The sequence below is a fragment of the Propioniciclava sp. MC1683 genome (genome assembly GCF_014164675.1).
GTDB lineage: Bacteria > Actinomycetota > Actinomycetes > Propionibacteriales > Propionibacteriaceae > Propioniciclava.
The window spans coordinates 1-19,067 of record NZ_JACJFX010000035.1; the positions used below are offsets into that span (position 1 = coordinate 1).

Sequence of the window (19,067 nt, forward strand, 5' to 3'; positions counted from 1 at the left end):
CGGGGCCTCCTCACGACTGTGGATAGGCCGAACCAAGGACCACCCTCGTTCGGTAACCCACGAACATGCGCGAGAGAGGCCCTGGCCCGCAACCCCTCACACAAGAGGAGCTGCTCATACCGTCTGACATGGTCCACTGCTTGGCCCCGGGCGCGCATGCGTGCCCGGGGCCAAGCAGGCCGGCGCGGCATCCGGGCCGCCGTGCGGGGGCGCCGAGAGTCCGGCCGCCCCCCGCGGGTGGCTGGTCAGGCGTCGCGTCGCGGCTGCTCGCCGCGGACGTTGGTCTCGCCACGCAGGAGGCGTCCGGTGACTCGTTGGCCGAGGTGCTCCAGCGCGAGGCGTCCGACGAGTTGTTGGTTGGTGATCACGCGTTCGGTGCGACCCGTGCCGAGGAAGCTGATCGCCCAGTGCAGCAGCGTGGTGATGCGGGACTTGAACCCGGCGATGTAGAGCAGGTGCAGGAAGAGCCAGGCCGCCCAGGCGACGACCCCGGTGAGCTCGAGGCGTCCGATCTTCACGACGGCGGCGAACTTGGAGATGGTCGCCATCGACCCCTTGTCGGTGTACCGGAACGGGGCGGGGTCGGGCTCGCGGCCTGCGGCCCTGGCGGCGATGCGCCGGGCGACGAACCGTGCGCCCTGAATCGCTCCCTGGGCGACGCCCGGGACGTCGGGGACGGCGGCGAGGTCGCCGATGACGGTGACCTCGGGGTGCCCGGGGACCGCGAGGTGTTCGTCGACGACCACACGCCCGGCGCGGTCGAGGGGGACGCCGGTCCGGGCGGCCAGCAGGGCGCCGAGCTCGCTGCCCCGGACGCCCGCGGCCCAGACCTTGGCCGCCGACGGCACGCGCGTCGTCTGCCCGTCAGCCGTGCGCCAGGTGACGGACTCGGAATCCACCTCGGTCACGATCGCGTTCAGCACGACCTCGACGCCGGACCGCTCCAGCGACCGCTGGGTGCTGCGCCCGAGGCGGGGACCGAACGGGGGCAGGACCTGGTCTGCGCCATCGATCAGGATGATGCGCGCGGCGGCCGGATCGATGCGCCGGAACTGCCCCCGCAGCGTGACGCGGGAGAGCTCGGCGATCTGGCCGGCCATCTCCACGCCGGTCGGTCCGGCGCCGACGACCACGAAGGTGAGCAGCTTCTGCCGCTCCTCGGGGGAGTCCGCGATCTCGGCGTTCTCGAAGGCGGAGAAGATGCGGGCGCGCAGTTCGAGGGCGTCGTCGATGGTCTTCATGCCGGGCGCGTAGGTGGCGAAGTGGTCGTTGCCGAAGTAGCTCTGGCCCGCCCCCGCGGCCACGACCAGGTGGTCGTAGGGCGTGGTGGTCTCGGTGTCGTGGTGCCGGTGGGTGACCGTGCGCGCTTCGGTGTCGATGTCGGTCACCAGGCCGGTGACGACGGTGGTGTTGCGGTGGCCGCGCAGGATCTCGCGGGTGGCCGGGGCGATGGAGCCCTCGGAGAGGATCCCCGTCGCGACCTGGTAGAGCAACGGTTGGAAGAGGTGGTGGCTGGTCTTCGAGATCAGCGTCACGGCCACATCCGCGTCCCGGAGTGCCTTGGCCGTGAACAAGCCCCCGAAGCCGGACCCGATGACGACGACGCGCTGCTTGGGCATGTCAACCCCTTCCCTCGTGAGGTCGCCAGCGTACGTCAGCCGACGGGTCCCACCTTCGCGGTGACGTGGCGCAGCACCTGGGGCACGCCGGCGTCCGCGTCTGCCCGGGATCAGGGTTGCGGGTGGTTCAGGTGGTGCGTGCCTCATTTTGGCCGCCCGACACGTCGTCGAGGGCGGCGGCGATCTCGGGCGGCAGGGTCATCGGCTCCGCCTCGAGGTAGGGGGCCAGCTGGGCGGCGGTCCGGACCCCGAGCAGGGGGGCGGTCACGCCCGGGGCGTCCCGGACCCACAGCCACGCCACCTGCAGCGGCGACACCCCGAGCCCGTCGGCGGCCTTCGCCACCGCCTCGACCACGGCGCGCGAACGGGCCTCGAGGTAGGGCTCGACGTACCAGCCGAAGTGCGCCGTCGCCGCCCGCGAGTCGCGGGGCACCCCGCCGCGGTACTTGCCGGTGAGGACGCCGCGGCCCATGGGGGACCACGGGAAGAAGCCCATCTCGAAGTGGCGCAGGGCGGGCAGGACCTCGACCTCGGCCCGGCGGGCCAGCAGGGAGTACTCGACCTGGTTGCTCACCAGGCGCGCCCGCCCGGGGAACGCCGACTGCCACGTCGCCGCTGCCGCGGTCTGCCAGCCGACGAAGTTCGACACGCCCGCGTAGCGCACCACACCGGTCGACACCGCGTGGTCGAGGGCCGCAAGGGTCTCCTCGAGCGGGGCCTGCCCCCAGGCGTGAACCTGCCAGACGTCGATGTGGTCGGTGCCCAGCCGGCGCAGGGACTCGTGCAGGTCGTCCAGCAGCACCCGTCGCGAGGTGTCCACGACCCGCACGCCGTCGCGGAAGGTGAACCCGGCCTTGGTGGCGATCACCACGTCGTCCCGGTCGATGTCGGTGCGCAGCAGCTTGCCGAGGATACGCTCGGCCGCGCCCCGCGAGTAGGCGGGCGCGGTGTCGACGAGGTCGCCACCGGCGGCCACGAACGCGCGCAGCACCTCCTTGGCGTCCTCGGGGCGGGTGTCGCGCCCCCAGGTCATCGTGCCGAGCCCGAGGCGTCCGACGGTCAACCCGCTGGTCCCCACACTCCGGCGCAACATGGCGGCCACGATAGCTACACCGGCGTGATCACGTTCGCCAGCAGCAGGCCGGCGATGACCAGTCCGACGACCACGCGGTAGACGACGAACGCGGTGAAGTCGTTGGTGGCCACGAACTTCAGCAACCACGCGATGGAGGCGTAGGCGACGACGAACGACACGACGATGCCGATGATGGTGGCGACCCAGCCGATGCCGCCGGGGGCGGCGATGTCGGACGCCGACGTGACGGCCTGGAACGACCCGGCCGCCACGAGCGTGGGGATGCCGAGGAAGAAGCTCATCCGCGTGGCGGTGACACGGTCGATGCCGAGGAACAGCGCCCCGGTGATGGTGGCACCCGAGCGGCTCACGCCCGGCACCAGCGAGAGGCACTGGACGAGGCCGAGCAGCGCGCCGTCCTTCCACGTGATCGAGTCCTCGCCGCGTTCCTGCTTGCCGACCCGGTCGCCGACGAACATGGCCACGCTCCACACCAGCAGGCCGCCCACCACGAACCACAGCGACCGCAGGGGGCCCTCGATGAGGTCCTTGAGGAGCAGGGCGACGACCGCGGTCACGGTGAAGCCGACGATGACGGCCCAGCCGAGCTGGTAGTCGGGGCCGCGGCGCTCCTTGTTCGCCAGGCCGGCGAACCACGCCCCGGCGATGCGGATGATGTCGCCCCAGAAGTAGACGATCGAGGCGACCATGGCGCCGATCTGGATGATCGCCGTGTACGCCGTCACCGACGGGTCGTTGATCTGCAGGCCCATCAGCTTCTCGACCACGGTGAGGTGACCGGTGGAGCTGATGGGGAGGAACTCCGTGACGCCCTCGACGATCCCGAGGATCACCGACTGCCACCACTCCAACATGTGTTCCCTCTCGTTCCCGGGCACAGTCGTCTCGGCGCCCACGGCCGGGCCAGCGTACCCCGCACGGGCCACGTTAGGCTGGCGAGCGCGCGTGGCACGGTGCCACGCCCGGTGAGTCGCCCCGAGGAGTCCCATGAAGGCGTGGTCGCGCCCCGACGTCCCCCGCGTGTCCCCGGACCCGCGGCGTCCGCGTGTGCACGACACCGCCACCGGCGAACTCGTGGAGGTCGGCCCCGCCGACGGCCCCGCCCGCCTGTACGTGTGCGGCATCACGCCGTACGACGCGACCCACCTGGGCCACGCCAACACCTACGTCGCCTTCGACCTGCTCGTGCGCACCTGGCGCGACGCCGGCCTCGAGGTCACCTACACCCAGAACGTCACCGACGTCGACGACCCGCTGCTGGAGCGCGCCGAGGCCACCGGCGTCGACTGGGTGGAGCTGGCCGAGGACCAGACGCAGCTGTTCCGCACCGACATGGAGGCGTTGCGGGTCATCCCGCCCGACCACTACGTCGGCGCGGTCGAGTCGGTCCCGCTGGTCACCGAGCTGATCCAGCGCTTGGTCCCGACCGGGCTGGTCTACCAGGTCGACGACCCCGAGCACCCCGACTGGTACTTCGCCTGCAGCGCCGCCCCCGGCGCCGGTGAGGTCTCCCACCTCGACCGCGAGGCCGCGCTGGCCATCTTCGGCGAGCGCGGCGGCGACCCCGAGCGCCCCGGCAAGCGCGACGCCCTCGACTGCCTCGTGTGGCGGCTCGAGCGCGACGGTGAGCCGAGCTGGGACTCCCCGCTCGGCAAGGGGCGTCCCGGCTGGCACATCGAGTGCACCGCCATCGCTTTGGAGCACCTCGGGCCCGCCTTCGACGTGCAGGGCGGCGGCTCCGACCTGGTCTTCCCGCACCACGAGATGAGCGCCAGCCAGGGCCGCGCGGCCACGGGCCAGCCCTTCGCCCGCGCCTACGTGCACGGCGGCATGGTCGGCTACCAGGGCGAGAAGATGAGCAAGTCCAAGGGCAACCTGGTGCTCGTCTCGAAGCTGCGCGCGGCGGGCGTCGACCCGATGGCGATCCGGCTGGTGCTGCTCGACCACCACTACCGCTCCGACTGGGAGTACACCGACGCCGACCTCGAGCGGGCCACCGAGCGGCTGGCGGCGTGGCGGTCCATCGCGAACAACCCGACCGCGTTCCCCGCCACCGAGACGGTCCAGGCGATCCGGGACGCCCTCCGTGACGACCTCGACGCCCCGGCCGCGCTGGCCGCGGTCGACACCTGGGTCGCGGCCTCGGCGGCCGTCGAGACCGACGAGACCGAGAGCGTCACCGAGGTCCTGACGCTGGTGGACGCGCTGCTGGGCGTCCGGGTCTGAGACGTAGACTCACGCCACGTGAAGACGTTCGAGGAGCTGTTCGCCGAACTCACCGAGAAGGCGAGGACCCGACCCGAGAACTCGGGCACCGTGCGCGAGCTGGACGCCGGCGTCCACTTCATCGGCAAGAAGATCGTCGAGGAGGCCGCCGAGACCTGGATGGCCGCCGAGTTCCAGTCCCACGACGAGGCCGCCGAGGAGATCAGCCAGCTGCTCTACCACGTGCAGGTGCTCATGGTCGCCAAGGGCATCACCCTCGACGACGTCTACCGCTACCTGTGATCGGAGCCGAAGTGAACGACCGTCCCCTGCTGCGCATCGCGCTGCCCAACAAGGGCTCGCTGGCCGAGGCCACGCACGCGATGCTGACCGAGGCCGGCTACAAGCAGCGCTCCGACAGCAAGGACCTCGTGCTCGTCGACGAGGCCAACGGCGTCGAGTTCTACTACCTGCGCCCGCGCGACATCGCGGTGTACGTGGGGGAGCGCACGCTCGACCTCGGCTTCACCGGCCGCGACATGCTGCTCGACTCGGGCGCCTCGGCCCAGGAGGTGCTGGCGCTCGGCTTCGGCGGCACCCGGTTCCGCTTCGCCGCGCCCGGCGGCTCGTCGTGGACGGCGTCCGACCTCGAGGGCAAGCGCATCGCCACCTCCTACCCCGGCCTGCTGGGCGCCTGGCTGTCCGAGCGCGGCATCAACGCCCGCCTGATCAAGCTGGACGGCGCGGTGGAGTCCGCGGTCAAGCTGGGCGTCGCGGACGCCGTGGCCGACGTCGTCGAGACCGGGTCGACCCTGAAGCGGGCCGGCCTGGAGATGTTCGGCGAGCCGATCCTGATCTCCGAGGCCATCCTGATCCAGCCCACCGGCGTCGACCGGCCCGAGGGGCTCGACCGGCTCACCCGCCGCCTCGCCGGCGTGATGACCGCGCGCAACTACAAGATGATCGACTACAACGTCGCCGCCTCGAACCTCGAGCGCGCCAGCGCGATCACGCCGGGCATCGACAGCCCGACCGTGTCGCACCTGGCCCGCGAGGGCTGGCTCGCCGTCCGCGCGATGATCCCGGCCAAGGACGCGCCGACGATCATGGACGAGCTGTGGAACGTGGGCGCCGAGGGCATCCTCGTCACCGACATCGCGGCTTGTAGGCTCTGACCACATGGCTGACAACACCTCCACGTGGGAGTTCACGGCGCACCCGCACATGCTGCGCCGCCAGGCTGCGATCTGGACGATCGTGATGGGTGGTGCCGCCGTGTTCGGGTGGTTCATGCTTCCCCAGAACATCCGGGTCCTCTTCAACGGCTTCCAGATCGCCACGCTCATCTTCTTCGTGGCCGTGATGCTGGGCATCGTCTGGGCCGCGGCCCTCGGCTACGTCAAGGCGGGCCCGCAGGGCATGAAGTTCCGCAACATGGCCGTCACCCACGAGATCCCGTGGTCGGAGATCGCGTCGGTGCGCTTCGGCCCGGCCGACCACTGGGCGTTCGTCGAGCTGGCCGACACCTCCGACCGCCCGGTGCTGGGGATCATGCGCTCCGACGGCCGCCTGGCCCAGGAGCAGTTCGACGGCCTCGCTGCCGTCGCCGCCAAGTACCTCGCGCGCTGAGGCGCGCGCGGCGTCAGTTGATGCCGCGCTTGCGCAGCAGTTCGGTGATCTCGTCCATCTCGGCGTCCCCACTCCCGCCCTTGGACGCCGCGGGCCGCGGCTGGCTCGCGGGCCGGGGAGCCGGGGCCTGGGCAGCCGGCCGGGACGGCGTCCCGCTGCCGACCTGGGGGCGCGCCGAGCCGGAGGCAGCAGCCTTGGCCTTCTTCTCCTTCTGCGCGGCGCGGCGGTCGCGGTAGGACTCCGACGGGATGAGCCGCGAGCCGAGCATCAGCAGCGCCGACAGCCCGGCCAGGGCGATGCCGACCCACGCCACCGGCGTGAGCTGGAGGGCGTAGGCCCAGTCGCGCAGCGTCTCGTACGCGCCGACGACGGCGGGGGCGAGGCCGAGCAGGTAGAGCCCCATGGGCAGCAGGCTGAGCCCGATCCACCAGAAGACCGTCTTGACCTGGGCGCGCGACCAGACCAGCGCGGTGATGACGACGAACGCGACGGTCAGCACGGCGGCGACGACCAGGTGGAGAACATTGGGGTCCATGGGCACCAGCGTACGGGCTGGACGTGGGCGCGGTTTGGGTGGTTGCCCCGGTTGTGCAACGGTGATGCCCATGAAGACGCTCGGACAGCCCAACGCCGCCTTCGCGGGGGACCACGGACACCCCGACCCCGAGCTGCGCTCGATCCTGGCCACGGCGTACGACGGCGGCACGAACTACCACCGGGCCATCGCGGCCCTGTGCACCGCCCGTCTGCTGCTGCCGATCGTGGCTGCCGGCGACGAGGGGGAGCCCGGTTCGGGCCCCGACCCTGACCGCCACGCCGAGATGGCGGCGGTGCTGGTGCGCTCTGACTCGGGGGCCACCGCGGTCCCGGTGTTCACCGGCATCGACTCCCTGAACGCCTGGAAGCCCGACGCCCGCCCGGTCCCGTGCACGCTGGACGACGTGGCGGCAACCGCGGTCGAGACGAAGTCGGCCGCGGTCGTCATCGACCTGCCGGGGCCGCACCCCCTGGTGATCGAGGCGGGCGTCATCGACGAGTTGGCCCAGGGTCACCGGCTGGTGGAGCTCCCCGACGGCGGCTTCGGCTGGATGTATCTCGACCGCGAGGACGCCGGCGACGACCACGGGCACTGAGCACGACACTCACCGTTGTCACGCCTGAGGGGGCTTGCCTTCCCCCGTGGATGTGACGAAGGTGAGTGTCGCGCCCCTCGCCCCGATTGGGTCCGGGCCCAGCCGTCCGCTATGCTGGTCCGGTTCGACCACCTGAGAAGGTGCGTCCGTGGCAAGTGGAGTCGCCAAGCTCCCACCCGATCGGCCTCACGGCTGCCGGGTCCAGGTGCCCCTCGTTGAGAGGGTGAGTGCCGTCGGCTTGGGCTCCCGCACGCTGCGGGGGCCTTTTTTCGTGGGCGAGCCACACCACGAACGATGGAGGAACACATCAGCACCGAACCGCGCATCAACGAGCGCATCCATGCGAACGAGGTTCGTCTTGTTGGCCCCAACGGCGAGCAGGTCGGCATCGTGCGCATCGACGACGCCCTGCGCCTGGCTCGCGAGGCCGACCTCGACCTCGTCGAGGTTGCCGCGCAGGCCCGCCCGCCGGTCGCCAAGCTCATGGACTACGGCAAGTTCAAGTACGAGTCCGCGCAGAAGGCGCGTGAGAGCCGCCGCAACCAGGCGAACACCGTCATCAAGGAGATGAAGCTCCGCCCGAAGATCGACGAGCACGACTACGAGACGAAGAAGGGCCACGTGGTCCGCTTCCTCAAGGCCGGCGACAAGGTCAAGATCACGATCATGTTCCGTGGTCGCGAGCAGAGCCGTCCCGAGCTCGGTTTCAACCTGCTGAAGAAGCTGGCCGAGGACGTCGCCGAGGACGGCACCGTCGAGAGCCAGCCGCGGCAGGACGGCCGCAACATGCTGATGGTGCTCGCCCCGACCCGCAAGAAGGCCGAGGCGCGTGCCGAGGGCGAGGCCGCCAAGGAGGCGCGCATGTCGCAGCGCAGGGCGGCCGCCGAGGAGGAGGCGCGCCAGCTCGCCGAGCACCGCGCCGCCGAGCATGCCGCGGCCCAGCCGAAGAAGAAGCGGGGGCCGGCCGACAACCTGGACCCCGACATCGACCTGTAAGAGACTCCCGGGTCCACGTGCCAGCCCACCGGCTCGGCGCGGGCCCCGGACCGAACGCGAGTTCACGAGAGAAAGAGAGCGGCGACATGCCGAAGATGAAGACGCACTCCGGTGCCAAGAAGCGCATCCGGGTCACCGGGAGCGGCAAGCTCATGCGCCAGCGCGCGGGCAAGCGCCACCTCAACGAGCACAAGCCCACCAAGCGCACGCGCCGCCTGAGCAACGACGTCGCCCTGAGCAAGGCCGACCAGAAGACCGCGCGGAAGCTGCTCGGCCTGTAAGGCCAGCCCCCACCACCACACGCACAGACAACAAGGAGATCGATCATGGCTCGCGTCAAGCGCGCAGTGAACGCGGCGAAGAAGCGCCGCGAGGTGCTGGAGCTCGCCTCCGGTTACCGGGGGCAGCGTTCGCGCCTCTACCGCAAGGCGAAGGAGCAGATGCTCCACAGCTATACCTACAGCTACGCCCACCGCAAGGACAAGAAGGGCGACTTCCGTTCGCTGTGGATCCAGCGCATCAACGCCGCTGCCCGCGCCAACGGCATGACGTACAACCGCTTCATCTCGGGCCTCAAGACCGCTGGTGTCGAGGTCGACCGCAAGATCCTGGCCGACCTGGCCGTCACCGACGAGAACGCGTTCGCGAAGCTCGTCGAGCTGGCCAAGGCCAACCAGCCCGCGGCTGCCTGAGCCACGCGCACGACACGACAGCGGCAGTTCCCGGGTCCACTCCCGGGGGCTGCCGCTTCGTGCCGGATCAGGTGTGGCAAGGTGAACCCGAACGACGACGAGGATGGTGAGATGAGCCCCGAACGGATCGAGCTGGACGAGCCGAGCCAGGCTGTCCTGCGAGAGGCACGCAAGCTGCTGCGAAGCAAGGAGCGCAAGGATGCGGGGGAGTTCCTCGTCGAGGGCCGCCAGGCCGTGCGCGAGGCCCTGAAGGCCCCCGGCGTCGTGAAGTGGCTGTTCGTGCGCTGGGCCAGCGTCCACGACAACCTCGACCTCATCGACCTCGCCCGCTCCTCCGGCGTGCAGGTGTACGCGGTCAGCGAGCAGAACCTCGCCACCATGTCCGACACCGTGACCCCGCAGGGCATCACGGCCGTGGCGCGCAACATCGACATCACGCTGAGCGAGCTGCTCGGCACCAGGCGCAAGAACCCGGCAGTGGAGAAGAAGAAGCACCGCCGCAAGGACGTCGGGCTCATCGTGATCTGCGCCCAGATCCGCGACCCCGGCAACGCCGGCACCGTCATCCGGTGCGCCGACGCGTTCGGCGCCGACGCGGTCATCCTCAGCACCGACTCGGTCGAGGTGTACAACCCCAAGACCGTGCGCGCCAGCGTCGGCAGCATCTTCCACCTGCCCGTCGTGACCGGCGTGCCGCTGGAGCAGGCCATCGAGGCCTGCCGCGCCGCCGGCATGCAGGTCTTCGCCACCGACGGTGACGCCGGTGTCGACCTCACCGACCTGGACGCCGAGCTGTCCCGCCCCACCGCGTGGGTGATGGGGAACGAGGCCTGGGGCCTGCCGAGCGAGCACCTCGCCCTGGCCGACCAGACGGTCGCCGTGCCGATCTACGGCCACGCCGAGTCCCTGAACCTGGCCACCGCGGCCGCGATCTGCCTGTACGCCTCGGCCTCGGCCCAGCGCGCCACCAACTGAGCGTCGACGAACGAACCGACAAGGAGGGCCCATGTCCGGGCCGAACGACAACTACGACCCGAAGCAGGTGGCCGCGCTGAGCGCGGAGTCCCTGGACGCGATGGTGGCGGCTGCGCTGGCGGCGTTCGCCGCGGCGTCCGACAGTGCGGCGTTGAAGGAGGCCCGCCTGGCCCACGCCGGTGAGCGGGCGCCCATCGCGCTGGCCAACCGTGAGATCGGCGCGCTGCCTCCGGCCGCCCGCAAGGACGCCGGCCAGCGCATCGGGGCCGCCCGCGCCCTGATCACCGAGGGCCTCGCGGCACGTCAGGCCAAGGTCGAGGCCGCCGAGCTGGAGCGTGCCCTGGTCGAGGAGACCGTCGACGTCACGCTGCCGGTGGCGCTGGCCCCGCAGGGTGCGATCCACCCGATCACGGGCCTGATCGACCTGATGAGCGACGTCTTCGTCGCCATGGGCTGGGAGGTCGCCGAGGGTCCCGAGGCCGAGGCCGAGTGGCTGAACTTCGACGCGCTCAACATCAGCCCCGACCACCCCGCGCGGGGCGAGACCGACACCCTGTTCGTGGCGCCGGCCAACAGCCACGTCGTGATGCGCACCCACACCTCGCCGGTCCAGATCCGGTCGTTGCTCGACCGTGAGCTGCCGGTCTACGTCGTGTGCCCCGGCAAGGTCTACCGCGCCGACGAGTTCGACGCGACGCACGTCCCGGTGTTCCACCAGATCGAGGGCCTCGTCGTCGACCAGGGCATCACCATGGCCCACCTCAAGGGCACCCTCGACCACCTGGCACGCGAGATGTTCGGCGACATCCGCACGCGGTTCCGCCCCAACTACTTCCCGTTCACCGAGCCGAGCGCCGAGTACGACCTCGAGTGCTTCGTGTGCCACGGCGCCTCGGTGGGCAACCCCGACGCGCCCTGCAAGACCTGCCGCAGCGAGGGCTGGATCGAGTGGGGCGGCTGCGGCGTCGTCAACCCGCGCGTGCTGGAGGCCGCCGGCGTCGACTCGAGCGTCTACTCGGGCTTCGCGTTCGGCATGGGCATCGAGCGCACGCTGATGTTCCGCAACAACGCCGCCGACATGCGCGACATGGTCGAGGGAGACGTCCGGTTCAGCCGGATGCTGAAGGGAGAGTCCCGGTGAGGGCAACCAAGAGCTGGATCGCCGAGTACGCCGACCTGCCCGCCGGCCTCGGCGTGTGGCAGCTGGCGGACGCGCTGGTCAGCGCCGGGCTGGAGGTCGAGCAGGTCGAGACCATCGGCGGCGACGTGTCGGGGCCGGTCGTCATCGGCCGCGTCGTCGACTTCGTCGAGGAGGCGCAGAAGAACGGCAAGACCATCCGCTGGTGCCACGTCGACGTCGGCCCCGAGCACGCCCCGGACGCCGCCCCCGGCCCGCTGGCCAAGGGCGGGGAGGTCGCGGAACTGGCCACGGCGTCCGGTGACGCCTACTGGCCGCGCGGTGTCATCTGCGGCGCACTGAACTTCGTCCCCGGCGACCACGTCGTGGTCGCGCTCCCGGGCGCCACGCTGCCCGGCCCGTTCCCGATCGGCTCGCGCAAGACCTACGGGCACGTCTCCGACGGCATGATCTGCGCCGAGGACGAGCTGGGCCTGGGCGAGGACCACACCGGCATCATCGTGCTCGGTGACGCCGACGACGCGGGCAACCCCTGGACCATCGGCGCCCCGGCGCTGGAAGCCATGGGCGTGTCCGACGACGTCCTCGACATGCCGGTCACCCCCGACATGGGGCACTGCCTGAGCGTGCGCGGCCTGGCCCGCGAGGCGTCCCAGGCCCTCGGCGTCGGCTACCGCGACGTCATCGCCCACGCCACCCCGGCCCCGAGCCAGGGCGGCCACCCCGTCGTGCTCGAGTCCGAGGCCTGCCCGCTGTTCGTCGCGCTCACGGTGGAGGGCTTCGACCCCACCGCCGAGTCGCCGGCCTGGATGAAGCAGCGCCTCGCCGCGTGCGGCATGCGCTCGATCTCGCTGAGCGTCGACATCTCCAACTACGTGATGCTCGAGACCGGCCAGCCCAACCACTGCTACGACGCCGACGCCCTGCAGGGCGCGATCGTGGTGCGCCAGGCGAAGCCGGGCGAGACCATCACCACGCTCGACGACGTCGTGCGCACGCTGGACGAGGCCGACCTGGTCATCACCGACGACCGTGGCCCCATCGGCATCGCCGGCGTCATGGGCGGCGAGGACACCGAGCTGCGCGACACCACGACCCGCATCGTGATCGAGGCCGCCAACTTCGACCCGGTCTCGATCGCGCGCACCTCGCGCCGGCACAAGCTGGGCTCCGAGGCCTCGCGGCGCTTCGAGCGCTCGGTCGACCCGGGGGCCGCCTACGGCGCCGCCCGCCGCGTCGCCGACCTGCTCATCGAGCTCGGTGGCGGACGCCTCGCGGCCGAGACGGTCGCCGGTGCGGTCCCCGCCATGCCGGTGCAGACGATCGACGCCGGCCTGCCGCAGCGCATCCTCGGCATGCCCGTGGACGCCGACCGCGTGGTCGAGATCCTCACCGCCTCCGGGGTGGAGGTCGCCCGCGACGGCGACACGCTCACCCTGACGCCGCCGTCGTGGCGCGCCGACCTCGTCGACGCCTACGACTACGTCGAGGAAGTCGGCATCAAGGTCGGCTACGACCACCTGCCCTCGATCGTGCCGACGGCCCCGGTGAGCCACGGCTACACCACTGAGCAGAAGCTGCGCCGCGCCATCGGCCGCGCGCTGGCGGCGTCCGGTTTCGTCGAGGTGCTGACCTTCCCGTGGGCCTCGGACGCCGACGCCGACGCGCTCGGCCTGGACGCCGACGACCCGCGCCGCCGCACCGTCGCCCTGAGCAACCCGCTGGCCGAGACGGCGCCGCTGCTGCGCACCTCGCTGCTGCCGGGGCTGTTCGGGGCCGTCGCGCGCAACGCGTCACGCGGCGCCGACGACCTCGCGCTCTTCGAGGCGGGCCGGGTGTTCTTCGCCTCCGAGACCGGCGAGGCGGCCCCGCTGCCGTCGGTCGCCGGCCGGCCCAGCGACGACGAGCTCGAGGGCATCGAGCGCGCCATCCCGTGGCAGCCGCGCAACCTGGCCGCCGTCCTGACGGGCGCCTGGCAGCCCGCCGGGTGGCAGGGGGCCGCGACGCCGGCGTCCTGGACCCAGGCGATCGCCTTCGCCGAGGTGGCCGCGGGCGTGGTCGGCGTGCCGCTGGAGCGCCGCGCCGCCCAGCAGGCGCCGTGGCACCCCGGCCGGTGCGCCGAGCTCGTGGTCGGCGACACCGTCGTCGGCTACGCCGGCGAGCTGCACCCGAGCGTGGTCAAGGCCTTCGAGCTGCCCGCACGCACCGCGGCGGTCGAGCTCGACCTCGACCTGCTGGTCAGCCTGTTCGGCGGCGCCGGCGTGCTCGACCCCGTGTCGGCGCAGCCGGTGGCCAAGGAGGACATCGCGCTGATCGTGGACGAGTCCGTGCCCGTGGCCGAGCTCCAGGCCGCCGTCGAGTCCGGTGGGGGAGAGCTGCTGGAGTCCGTGCGGCTGTTCGACATCTACCGCGGCGCGCAGGTGCCCGAGGGCAAGAAGTCGGTGGCGTTCGCGCTGCGCCTGCGGGCGTCCGACCGCACGCTCACCGACGCCGACGCCGCGGCCGTGCGCGAGGCGTCCGTCGCCGCTGCCGTCGAGCGCTTCGGGGCCGAGCTGCGCGCCTGAGGTCGTCGATGACCCTGCTGCCGTTCTTCCCCGACGACGTCGCCGACGCCGACGCGCTGTACGACTCGTTCAGCGCGTGGGCGCAGCGCGACGGGCTGGTGCTCTACCCGCACCAGGACGAGGCGCTCATCGAGGTCCTCTCGGGCAGCAACGTCGTCGTCACCACCCCGACGGGCAGCGGCAAGTCGCTCATCGCCACCGCGGCGCACTTCGCGGCGCGGGCGGCGGGGCAGCGCACCTACTACACGGCGCCCATCAAGGCGCTGGTCAGCGAGAAGTTCTTCGCGCTCGTCGACACCTTCGGGGCGGCGAACGTGGGCATGGTCACCGGCGACGCCTCGGTCAACGGGGACGCGCCGATCGTGTGCTGCACCGCCGAGATCCTGGCCAACATCGCCCTGCGCGAGGGGGCGGACGCCGACGTCGGCCAGGTCGTCATGGACGAGTTCCACTTCATCGCCGACCCCGACCGGGGCTGGGCCTGGCACGTGCCGCTGGTGGAGCTGCCGCAGGCGCAGTTCGTGATCATGTCGGCCACGCTGGGTGACGTCACCAAGCTCGCCGGACGCCTCGAGGCCACCACGGACCGGCCCACGGCCGTCATCGGCGGGGTCACCCGCCCGGTGCCGCTGTCGTACGCGTGGTCGCTGGAGCCGATCCACGAGACGATCTCCCAGCTCGTGGCGACCCACCAGGCCCCGGTGTACGTCGTGCACTCCACGCAGGCCGCGGCGGTGGAGCGGGCCCAGGCGCTGCTCAGCCAGGGCGTCACCGACGCGGGACGCCGGGCCGAGTTGGCCGAGGAGCTCAAGGGCTTCCCGTTCGCGTCGGGCTTCGGCCAGAGCCTGGCCAAGCTGCTGCGCGCCGGCATCGCCGTGCACCACGCGGGCATGCTGCCGCGCTACCGCCGCCTCGTCGAGCGCCTCGCCCAGCGCGGCCTGCTCGCGGTGATCTGCGGCACCGACACGCTCGGGGTGGGCATCAACGTGCCGATCCGCACCGTGCTGTTCTCGGCGCTGACCAAGTTCGACGGGCGCCGCCAGCGCATCCTGCGCAGCCGGGAGTTCCACCAGATCGGCGGGCGCGCCGGTCGGGCCGGCTTCGACACGGTCGGGTACGTGGTCGCGCAGGCCCCCGAGCACGAGGTCGAGAACGCGAAGATCCTCGCGAAGTTCGCCGACGACCCCAAGAAGCTGCGCTCGGTGCGCCGCAAGAAGGCGCCCGAGGGCTTCGTCAACTGGACCGAGACCACCTTCACCAAGCTCGTCGAGTCCGAGCCCGAGGAGCTGCACCCGCGGCTGGCGATCAGCCACGCGCTGCTGCTCAACCTGCTGCAGCGCGACGAGGACACCGGCGCGGCCGTGGCCCGCCTGATCGACTCCGTCGACCCGGACGCCGCCACGCGTCGGCGGCTCATCCGGCGTGCGGCGCAGATCGGCCGCTCGCTGCTGCGGGCCGGCGTCGTGACCCGCCTGGCCGCCCCCACCGCGGGCGGCCGCCGCCACGCGCTCGCGGTCGACCTGCAGCGCGACTTCGCGCTCAACCAGCCCCTGTCAGCCTTCGCGGTCGCCGTGGTCGAGACCCTTGACGCCGAGGCCCCCGGCTACGCCCTCGACGTCGTGAGCGTCATCGAGGCCACCCTCGAGAACCCGATGGTGGTGCTGCTCCAGCAGCAGTTCCGTGCGCGCGGCGAGGCCGTGGCCGAGATGAAGGCCGACGGCATGGAGTACGACGAGCGCATGGACGCCCTCGACGAGGTGACCTGGCCGCAGCCGCTCGCGGAGTTCCTCGAGCACGCCCACGCCACCTACGCCGCCGCGCACCCGTGGCTGGCCGAGACACCGGTGCGTCCCAAGAGCGTGGTGCGGGACATGTACGAGCGCGGCATGCGGTTCGGCGAGTTCGTGGCGCACTACAAGGTGCAGCGCAGCGAGGGCCTGCTGCTGCGCTACCTGTCCGACGCGTACCGGGCCCTGCGGCAGACGGTGCCCGAGGCGTCCCGCACCGAGGAACTGGCCGACCTGATCGCCTGGCTCGGCGAGGTCACCCGCCTCACCGACTCCTCGCTGATCGACGAGTGGAACAAGCTGGCCGACCTCGCGGGTGAGCCGGCGGCGTCCGTCGACGAGGCCCCGCCGCCGAGCCGACCGGTGACGGGCAACGAGCGCGCGTTCCGGGTGCTGGTCCGCAACGCGATGTGGCGGCGCATCGAGCTCATGGCCGACGATGACGTGGACACGCTGGCCACGCTCGAGACCGGCCAGTCGGTCGTGATGACGCGGGCGCACTGGGACGAGGCGTTGGGCGCCTACTGGGACGAGCACGACGAGATCGGCACCGACGCCGACGCACGCGGGCCGAAGTACTTCGACGTGACGGTCGCCACCGGCTCACGGGCCGGCCGGACGTGGCAGGTGCGTCAGGTGGTGGCCGACCCGGAGGGCAACCACGACTGGGCACTGCACGCGTGGGTCGACCTCGACGAGTGCGACGAGGCCGGCGACCTGGTGGTCCACGTCACCGACTTCAGTCGCCAGGACTGACCGGCCTCAGTCGTCGAACAGCGCGCGGCGCGGGAGCGCCGGCATCGCCACGGTGGCGTCCTCGTCGACCGGCTCGGCCGTCGCCGGGGCCGTCGCGGCCTCGGTCTGCTGCTCGGTGAGCAGGTGGGCGATCAGGGCGGCGGTGGGGCGTTCCTCGGGCTCCTTGGCCAGGCAGGCCGTGATCAGCTGCTCGAGGTCGGCGGGCGTGTCGTCGGGCAAGGGCGGCGGTGGGTCCTGGACGTGCGCGAGGGCCGTCGCGATGGGGGTGCCCTTGTCGAACGGCTTCGACGCCGACAGCATCTCGTGGGCCAGGACGCCCAGGCCGTAGATGTCGGTCGGCGGGCCGACCGTCTGACCCATCGCCTGCTCGGGGCTGAGGTAGTGCGCGGTGCCCAGCACGTTGCCGGTCATGGTGCGCGAGTCGCTGTCGATCGAGCGCGCGATGCCGAAGTCCATCAGCCGGGCCTGGTCGCCGCTGATCAGGATGTTGGCGGGCTTGATGTCGCGGTGGATGATGCCGGCGTCGTGCGCCACGGCCAGGGCGGAGGCCAGCTGGCCCAGCAGGCGGCGGACGTCCGCGACGGGCAGCGGCCCGGCGCGGAGGACTCCGGCGAGGGTCGGCCCGTCCACGAACTCCATGACGAGGAAGAACAATCCCTCGTGCTCGCCGAAGTCGTGGACGGTGACGGTGTTGGGGTGGGAGATCTGGGCGGCGAACCTCGCCTCGTCGCGGAAGCGCTCGACCAGGGCGAGCTCGTCCTGGGTGTGGGGGTGCATGATCTTGAGGGCGACCTGGCGCTCCAGGGTCTCGTCGACGGCCTCCCACACCTGGCCCATGCCGCCGGAGGCCACGTGGCGGATCATCCGGTAGCGACCGGCCAGAACCAACCCGGGATGCAGTCGCTGCATGCCACCCTCCGCTTCGCGTCGGTCGGCGTGCCCCTGACGCGATCCGACCGTGACAAGCATACTTGCCGAGGCCCCGATCGCCGTCATCGGGCCCGTCGGTTGCCGTCAGGCCTCCCGGCACACCCCGTCGGCGACCGCGGCGGCGCGGGCGGCGGCGGCCACGGCCGGGGCCACGCGGGCGTCGAACACGGTCGGGATGATGTGGACCGGGCTGAGGTCCTCGCCGACCACGTCGGCGATCGCGTGCGCGGCGGCCAGCTTCATGTTCTCGGTGATCCTGCGGGCGCGGGCGTCGAGGGCGCCCCGGAAGATGCCGGGGAATGCGAGGACGTTGTTGATCTGGTTCGGGAAGTCGCTGCGCCCGGTGGCGATGACGGCCGCGATGTCCTTGATCAGCTCGGGGCGGATCTCGGGGTCGGGGTTGGCCATCGCGAACACGATCGGGTTCGGCGCCATCGAGCGCACGTCGTCGACGGTCAGCACGTTGGGGGCCGACAGGCCGACGAAGACGTCGGCGCCGGCGATCACGTCGGTGATCGAGCCCTCGAGCTTGTCGGGGTTGGTGTTCTCGGCGAACCAGCGCTTGCTCGAGTCGAGGTCCTCACGGCCCTCGTGCACGACGCCGGCGTGGTCGACGCCGATGATGTGGGTGGCGCCCAGCGCCATCACCATCTTCATCACCGCGATGCCGGCCGCTCCGACCCCCGCGGTGACGAGTTTGATGTCCGCGATGTCCTTGCCGACGATCTTCAGGGCGTTGATGAGGGCCGCGACCACGACGATCGCGGTGCCGTGCTGGTCGTCGTGGAACACGGGGATGTCCATCGACGCGGCCAGGCGCTCCTCGATGTCGAAGGCCTGCGGGGCGGCGATGTCCTCGAGGTTGATGCCGCCGAACGTGGGCTCGAGCTTCTGCACCAGCGAGACGATCTCGTCGGGGTCGGTGGTGTCGATGCAGATCGGGAAGGCGTCCACCCCGCCGAAGTGCTTGAACAGCTGGGCCTTGCCCTCCATGACCGGCATGGCGGCGCGCGGGCCGATGTTGCCCAGGCCGAGCACGGCGGTGCCGTCGGAGACGATCGCGACGGTGTTCTTGCGGATCGTGTGCGTGAACGAGCGGGCGGGGTCGGCCGCGATCGCGCGGCACTCGCGGGCCACGCCGGGGGTGTAGAGCATGGCGAGGTCGTCCATGTCGGTGAGTTCCGACTTCGAGACCACGGCGATCTTGCCGCCCTCGTGCAGGCTGTGCACCCGGTCGTCCCACTCGAGGATCTCGACGCCCTCGAGGTCCTCGATGGCCTGCCGGACCTCGTTCTGGTGGTCGAGGGAGTAGCAGTAGATCGTGATGTCGTCGTGCAGGACGGCCCCGTGGACGGTGAAGCCCTCCAGGGCGGTGATGTTCGCGCCCACGTCGCCGATGGCCACGGCGACGCGGCCGAGCGTGCCCGGCTCGTTCACCATGCTGAGGCGGGTGCGGATCGAGAAGGCGGGCGAAGGCGTCTGGCGGGTCACGCCGGGAGGCTATCGGGAATCGCTCCGCAGCGGCATGCGTGCCCACCTCCCGGCCT

The 19,067-nt window shown here is 71.5% G+C and carries 18 protein-coding genes; 12 read left to right on the forward strand and 6 right to left on the reverse strand.

Going from position 1 to position 19,067, the window contains the following annotated elements:
• Positions 1-245 precede the first annotated feature (245 nt).
• From H5397_RS14770 to H5397_RS14780, 3 genes are all read right to left on the reverse strand, one after another.
• Positions 246-1,619: an NAD(P)/FAD-dependent oxidoreductase gene (locus tag H5397_RS14770; RefSeq protein WP_182818352.1), complete on the reverse strand. Its 1,374-nt coding sequence runs from the start codon at positions 1,617-1,619 to the stop codon at positions 246-248.
• 127 nt (positions 1,620-1,746) lie between these two features.
• Positions 1,747-2,712, reverse strand: coding sequence for an aldo/keto reductase (locus H5397_RS14775; RefSeq protein ID WP_182818353.1), 966 nt, complete (start codon positions 2,710-2,712; stop codon positions 1,747-1,749).
• A gap of 14 nt (positions 2,713-2,726) precedes the next feature.
• The gene (locus H5397_RS14780; RefSeq protein ID WP_182818388.1) at positions 2,727-3,566 is read right to left on the reverse strand and encodes an undecaprenyl-diphosphate phosphatase; all 840 of its coding nucleotides are present in this window, start codon (positions 3,564-3,566) and stop codon (positions 2,727-2,729) included.
• A 136-nt stretch (positions 3,567-3,702) separates the two neighbouring features.
• Here H5397_RS14780 and mshC point away from each other — a divergent pair, with 136 nt between their 5' ends.
• Genes mshC through H5397_RS14800 form a run of 4 tightly spaced genes read left to right on the forward strand, consistent with a single transcriptional unit; the run spans position 3,703 to position 6,549 of the window.
• Complete coding sequence (gene mshC / locus H5397_RS14785) at positions 3,703-4,941, forward strand: cysteine--1-D-myo-inosityl 2-amino-2-deoxy-alpha-D-glucopyranoside ligase (RefSeq protein ID WP_182818355.1); 1,239 nt, start codon at positions 3,703-3,705, stop codon at positions 4,939-4,941.
• Positions 4,942-4,959: 18 nt separating this feature from the next.
• Positions 4,960-5,223: a phosphoribosyl-ATP diphosphatase gene (locus H5397_RS14790; RefSeq protein WP_182818357.1), complete on the forward strand. Its 264-nt coding sequence runs from the start codon at positions 4,960-4,962 to the stop codon at positions 5,221-5,223.
• A gap of 26 nt (positions 5,224-5,249) precedes the next feature.
• Positions 5,250-6,095 carry an ATP phosphoribosyltransferase gene (gene hisG, locus H5397_RS14795; protein WP_220492320.1) on the forward strand — a complete coding sequence of 282 codons (846 nt, stop codon included), beginning with the start codon at positions 5,250-5,252 and terminating at the stop codon, positions 6,093-6,095.
• A gap of 4 nt (positions 6,096-6,099) precedes the next feature.
• Positions 6,100-6,549, forward strand: coding sequence for a PH domain-containing protein (locus H5397_RS14800; RefSeq protein ID WP_182818359.1), 450 nt, complete (start codon positions 6,100-6,102; stop codon positions 6,547-6,549).
• Between the two features lie 13 nt (positions 6,550-6,562).
• Here H5397_RS14800 and H5397_RS14805 read toward each other — a convergent pair whose 3' ends face one another.
• Complete coding sequence (locus tag H5397_RS14805) at positions 6,563-7,084, reverse strand: hypothetical protein (protein ID WP_182818360.1); 522 nt, start codon at positions 7,082-7,084, stop codon at positions 6,563-6,565.
• 70 nt (positions 7,085-7,154) lie between these two features.
• Between H5397_RS14805 and H5397_RS14810 the strand changes: the two genes are divergently transcribed.
• The 8 genes from H5397_RS14810 to H5397_RS14845 all read left to right on the forward strand — a co-directional run bounded on the left by H5397_RS14810 (position 7,155) and on the right by H5397_RS14845 (position 16,590).
• Positions 7,155-7,682: an SseB family protein gene (locus tag H5397_RS14810; protein WP_182818362.1), complete on the forward strand. Its 528-nt coding sequence runs from the start codon at positions 7,155-7,157 to the stop codon at positions 7,680-7,682.
• Positions 7,683-7,976: 294 nt separating this feature from the next.
• Positions 7,977-8,678: a translation initiation factor IF-3 gene (gene infC / locus H5397_RS14815; protein ID WP_182818363.1), complete on the forward strand. Its 702-nt coding sequence runs from the start codon at positions 7,977-7,979 to the stop codon at positions 8,676-8,678.
• Between the two features lie 86 nt (positions 8,679-8,764).
• Positions 8,765-8,959: a 50S ribosomal protein L35 gene (gene rpmI / locus H5397_RS14820; protein ID WP_182818364.1), complete on the forward strand. Its 195-nt coding sequence runs from the start codon at positions 8,765-8,767 to the stop codon at positions 8,957-8,959.
• A gap of 45 nt (positions 8,960-9,004) precedes the next feature.
• Positions 9,005-9,370 carry a 50S ribosomal protein L20 gene (gene rplT / locus H5397_RS14825; RefSeq protein WP_182818365.1) on the forward strand — a complete coding sequence of 122 codons (366 nt, stop codon included), beginning with the start codon at positions 9,005-9,007 and terminating at the stop codon, positions 9,368-9,370.
• Positions 9,371-9,481: 111 nt separating this feature from the next.
• On the forward strand, positions 9,482-10,345 hold the full coding sequence (locus H5397_RS14830; protein WP_182818367.1) for an RNA methyltransferase: 864 nt from the start codon (positions 9,482-9,484) through the stop codon (positions 10,343-10,345).
• A gap of 31 nt (positions 10,346-10,376) precedes the next feature.
• The gene (gene pheS, locus H5397_RS14835) at positions 10,377-11,486 is read left to right on the forward strand and encodes a phenylalanine--tRNA ligase subunit alpha (RefSeq protein WP_182818368.1); all 1,110 of its coding nucleotides are present in this window, start codon (positions 10,377-10,379) and stop codon (positions 11,484-11,486) included.
• Complete coding sequence (pheT, locus tag H5397_RS14840) at positions 11,483-14,047, forward strand: phenylalanine--tRNA ligase subunit beta (protein WP_182818370.1); 2,565 nt, start codon at positions 11,483-11,485, stop codon at positions 14,045-14,047. The genes pheS and pheT overlap by 4 nt, the downstream gene beginning before the upstream one ends.
• Before the next feature lie 8 nt (positions 14,048-14,055).
• Complete coding sequence (locus H5397_RS14845; protein WP_182818371.1) at positions 14,056-16,590, forward strand: RNA helicase; 2,535 nt, start codon at positions 14,056-14,058, stop codon at positions 16,588-16,590.
• Between the two features lie 6 nt (positions 16,591-16,596).
• Here H5397_RS14845 and H5397_RS14850 read toward each other — a convergent pair whose 3' ends face one another.
• Both H5397_RS14850 and H5397_RS14855 read right to left on the reverse strand, forming a co-directional pair.
• Positions 16,597-17,499: a serine/threonine-protein kinase gene (locus tag H5397_RS14850; RefSeq protein ID WP_182818373.1), complete on the reverse strand. Its 903-nt coding sequence runs from the start codon at positions 17,497-17,499 to the stop codon at positions 16,597-16,599.
• A gap of 105 nt (positions 17,500-17,604) precedes the next feature.
• Positions 17,605-19,011 carry a malic enzyme-like NAD(P)-binding protein gene (locus tag H5397_RS14855; protein ID WP_309224382.1) on the reverse strand — a complete coding sequence of 469 codons (1,407 nt, stop codon included), beginning with the start codon at positions 19,009-19,011 and terminating at the stop codon, positions 17,605-17,607.
• Positions 19,012-19,067 lie beyond the last annotated feature (56 nt).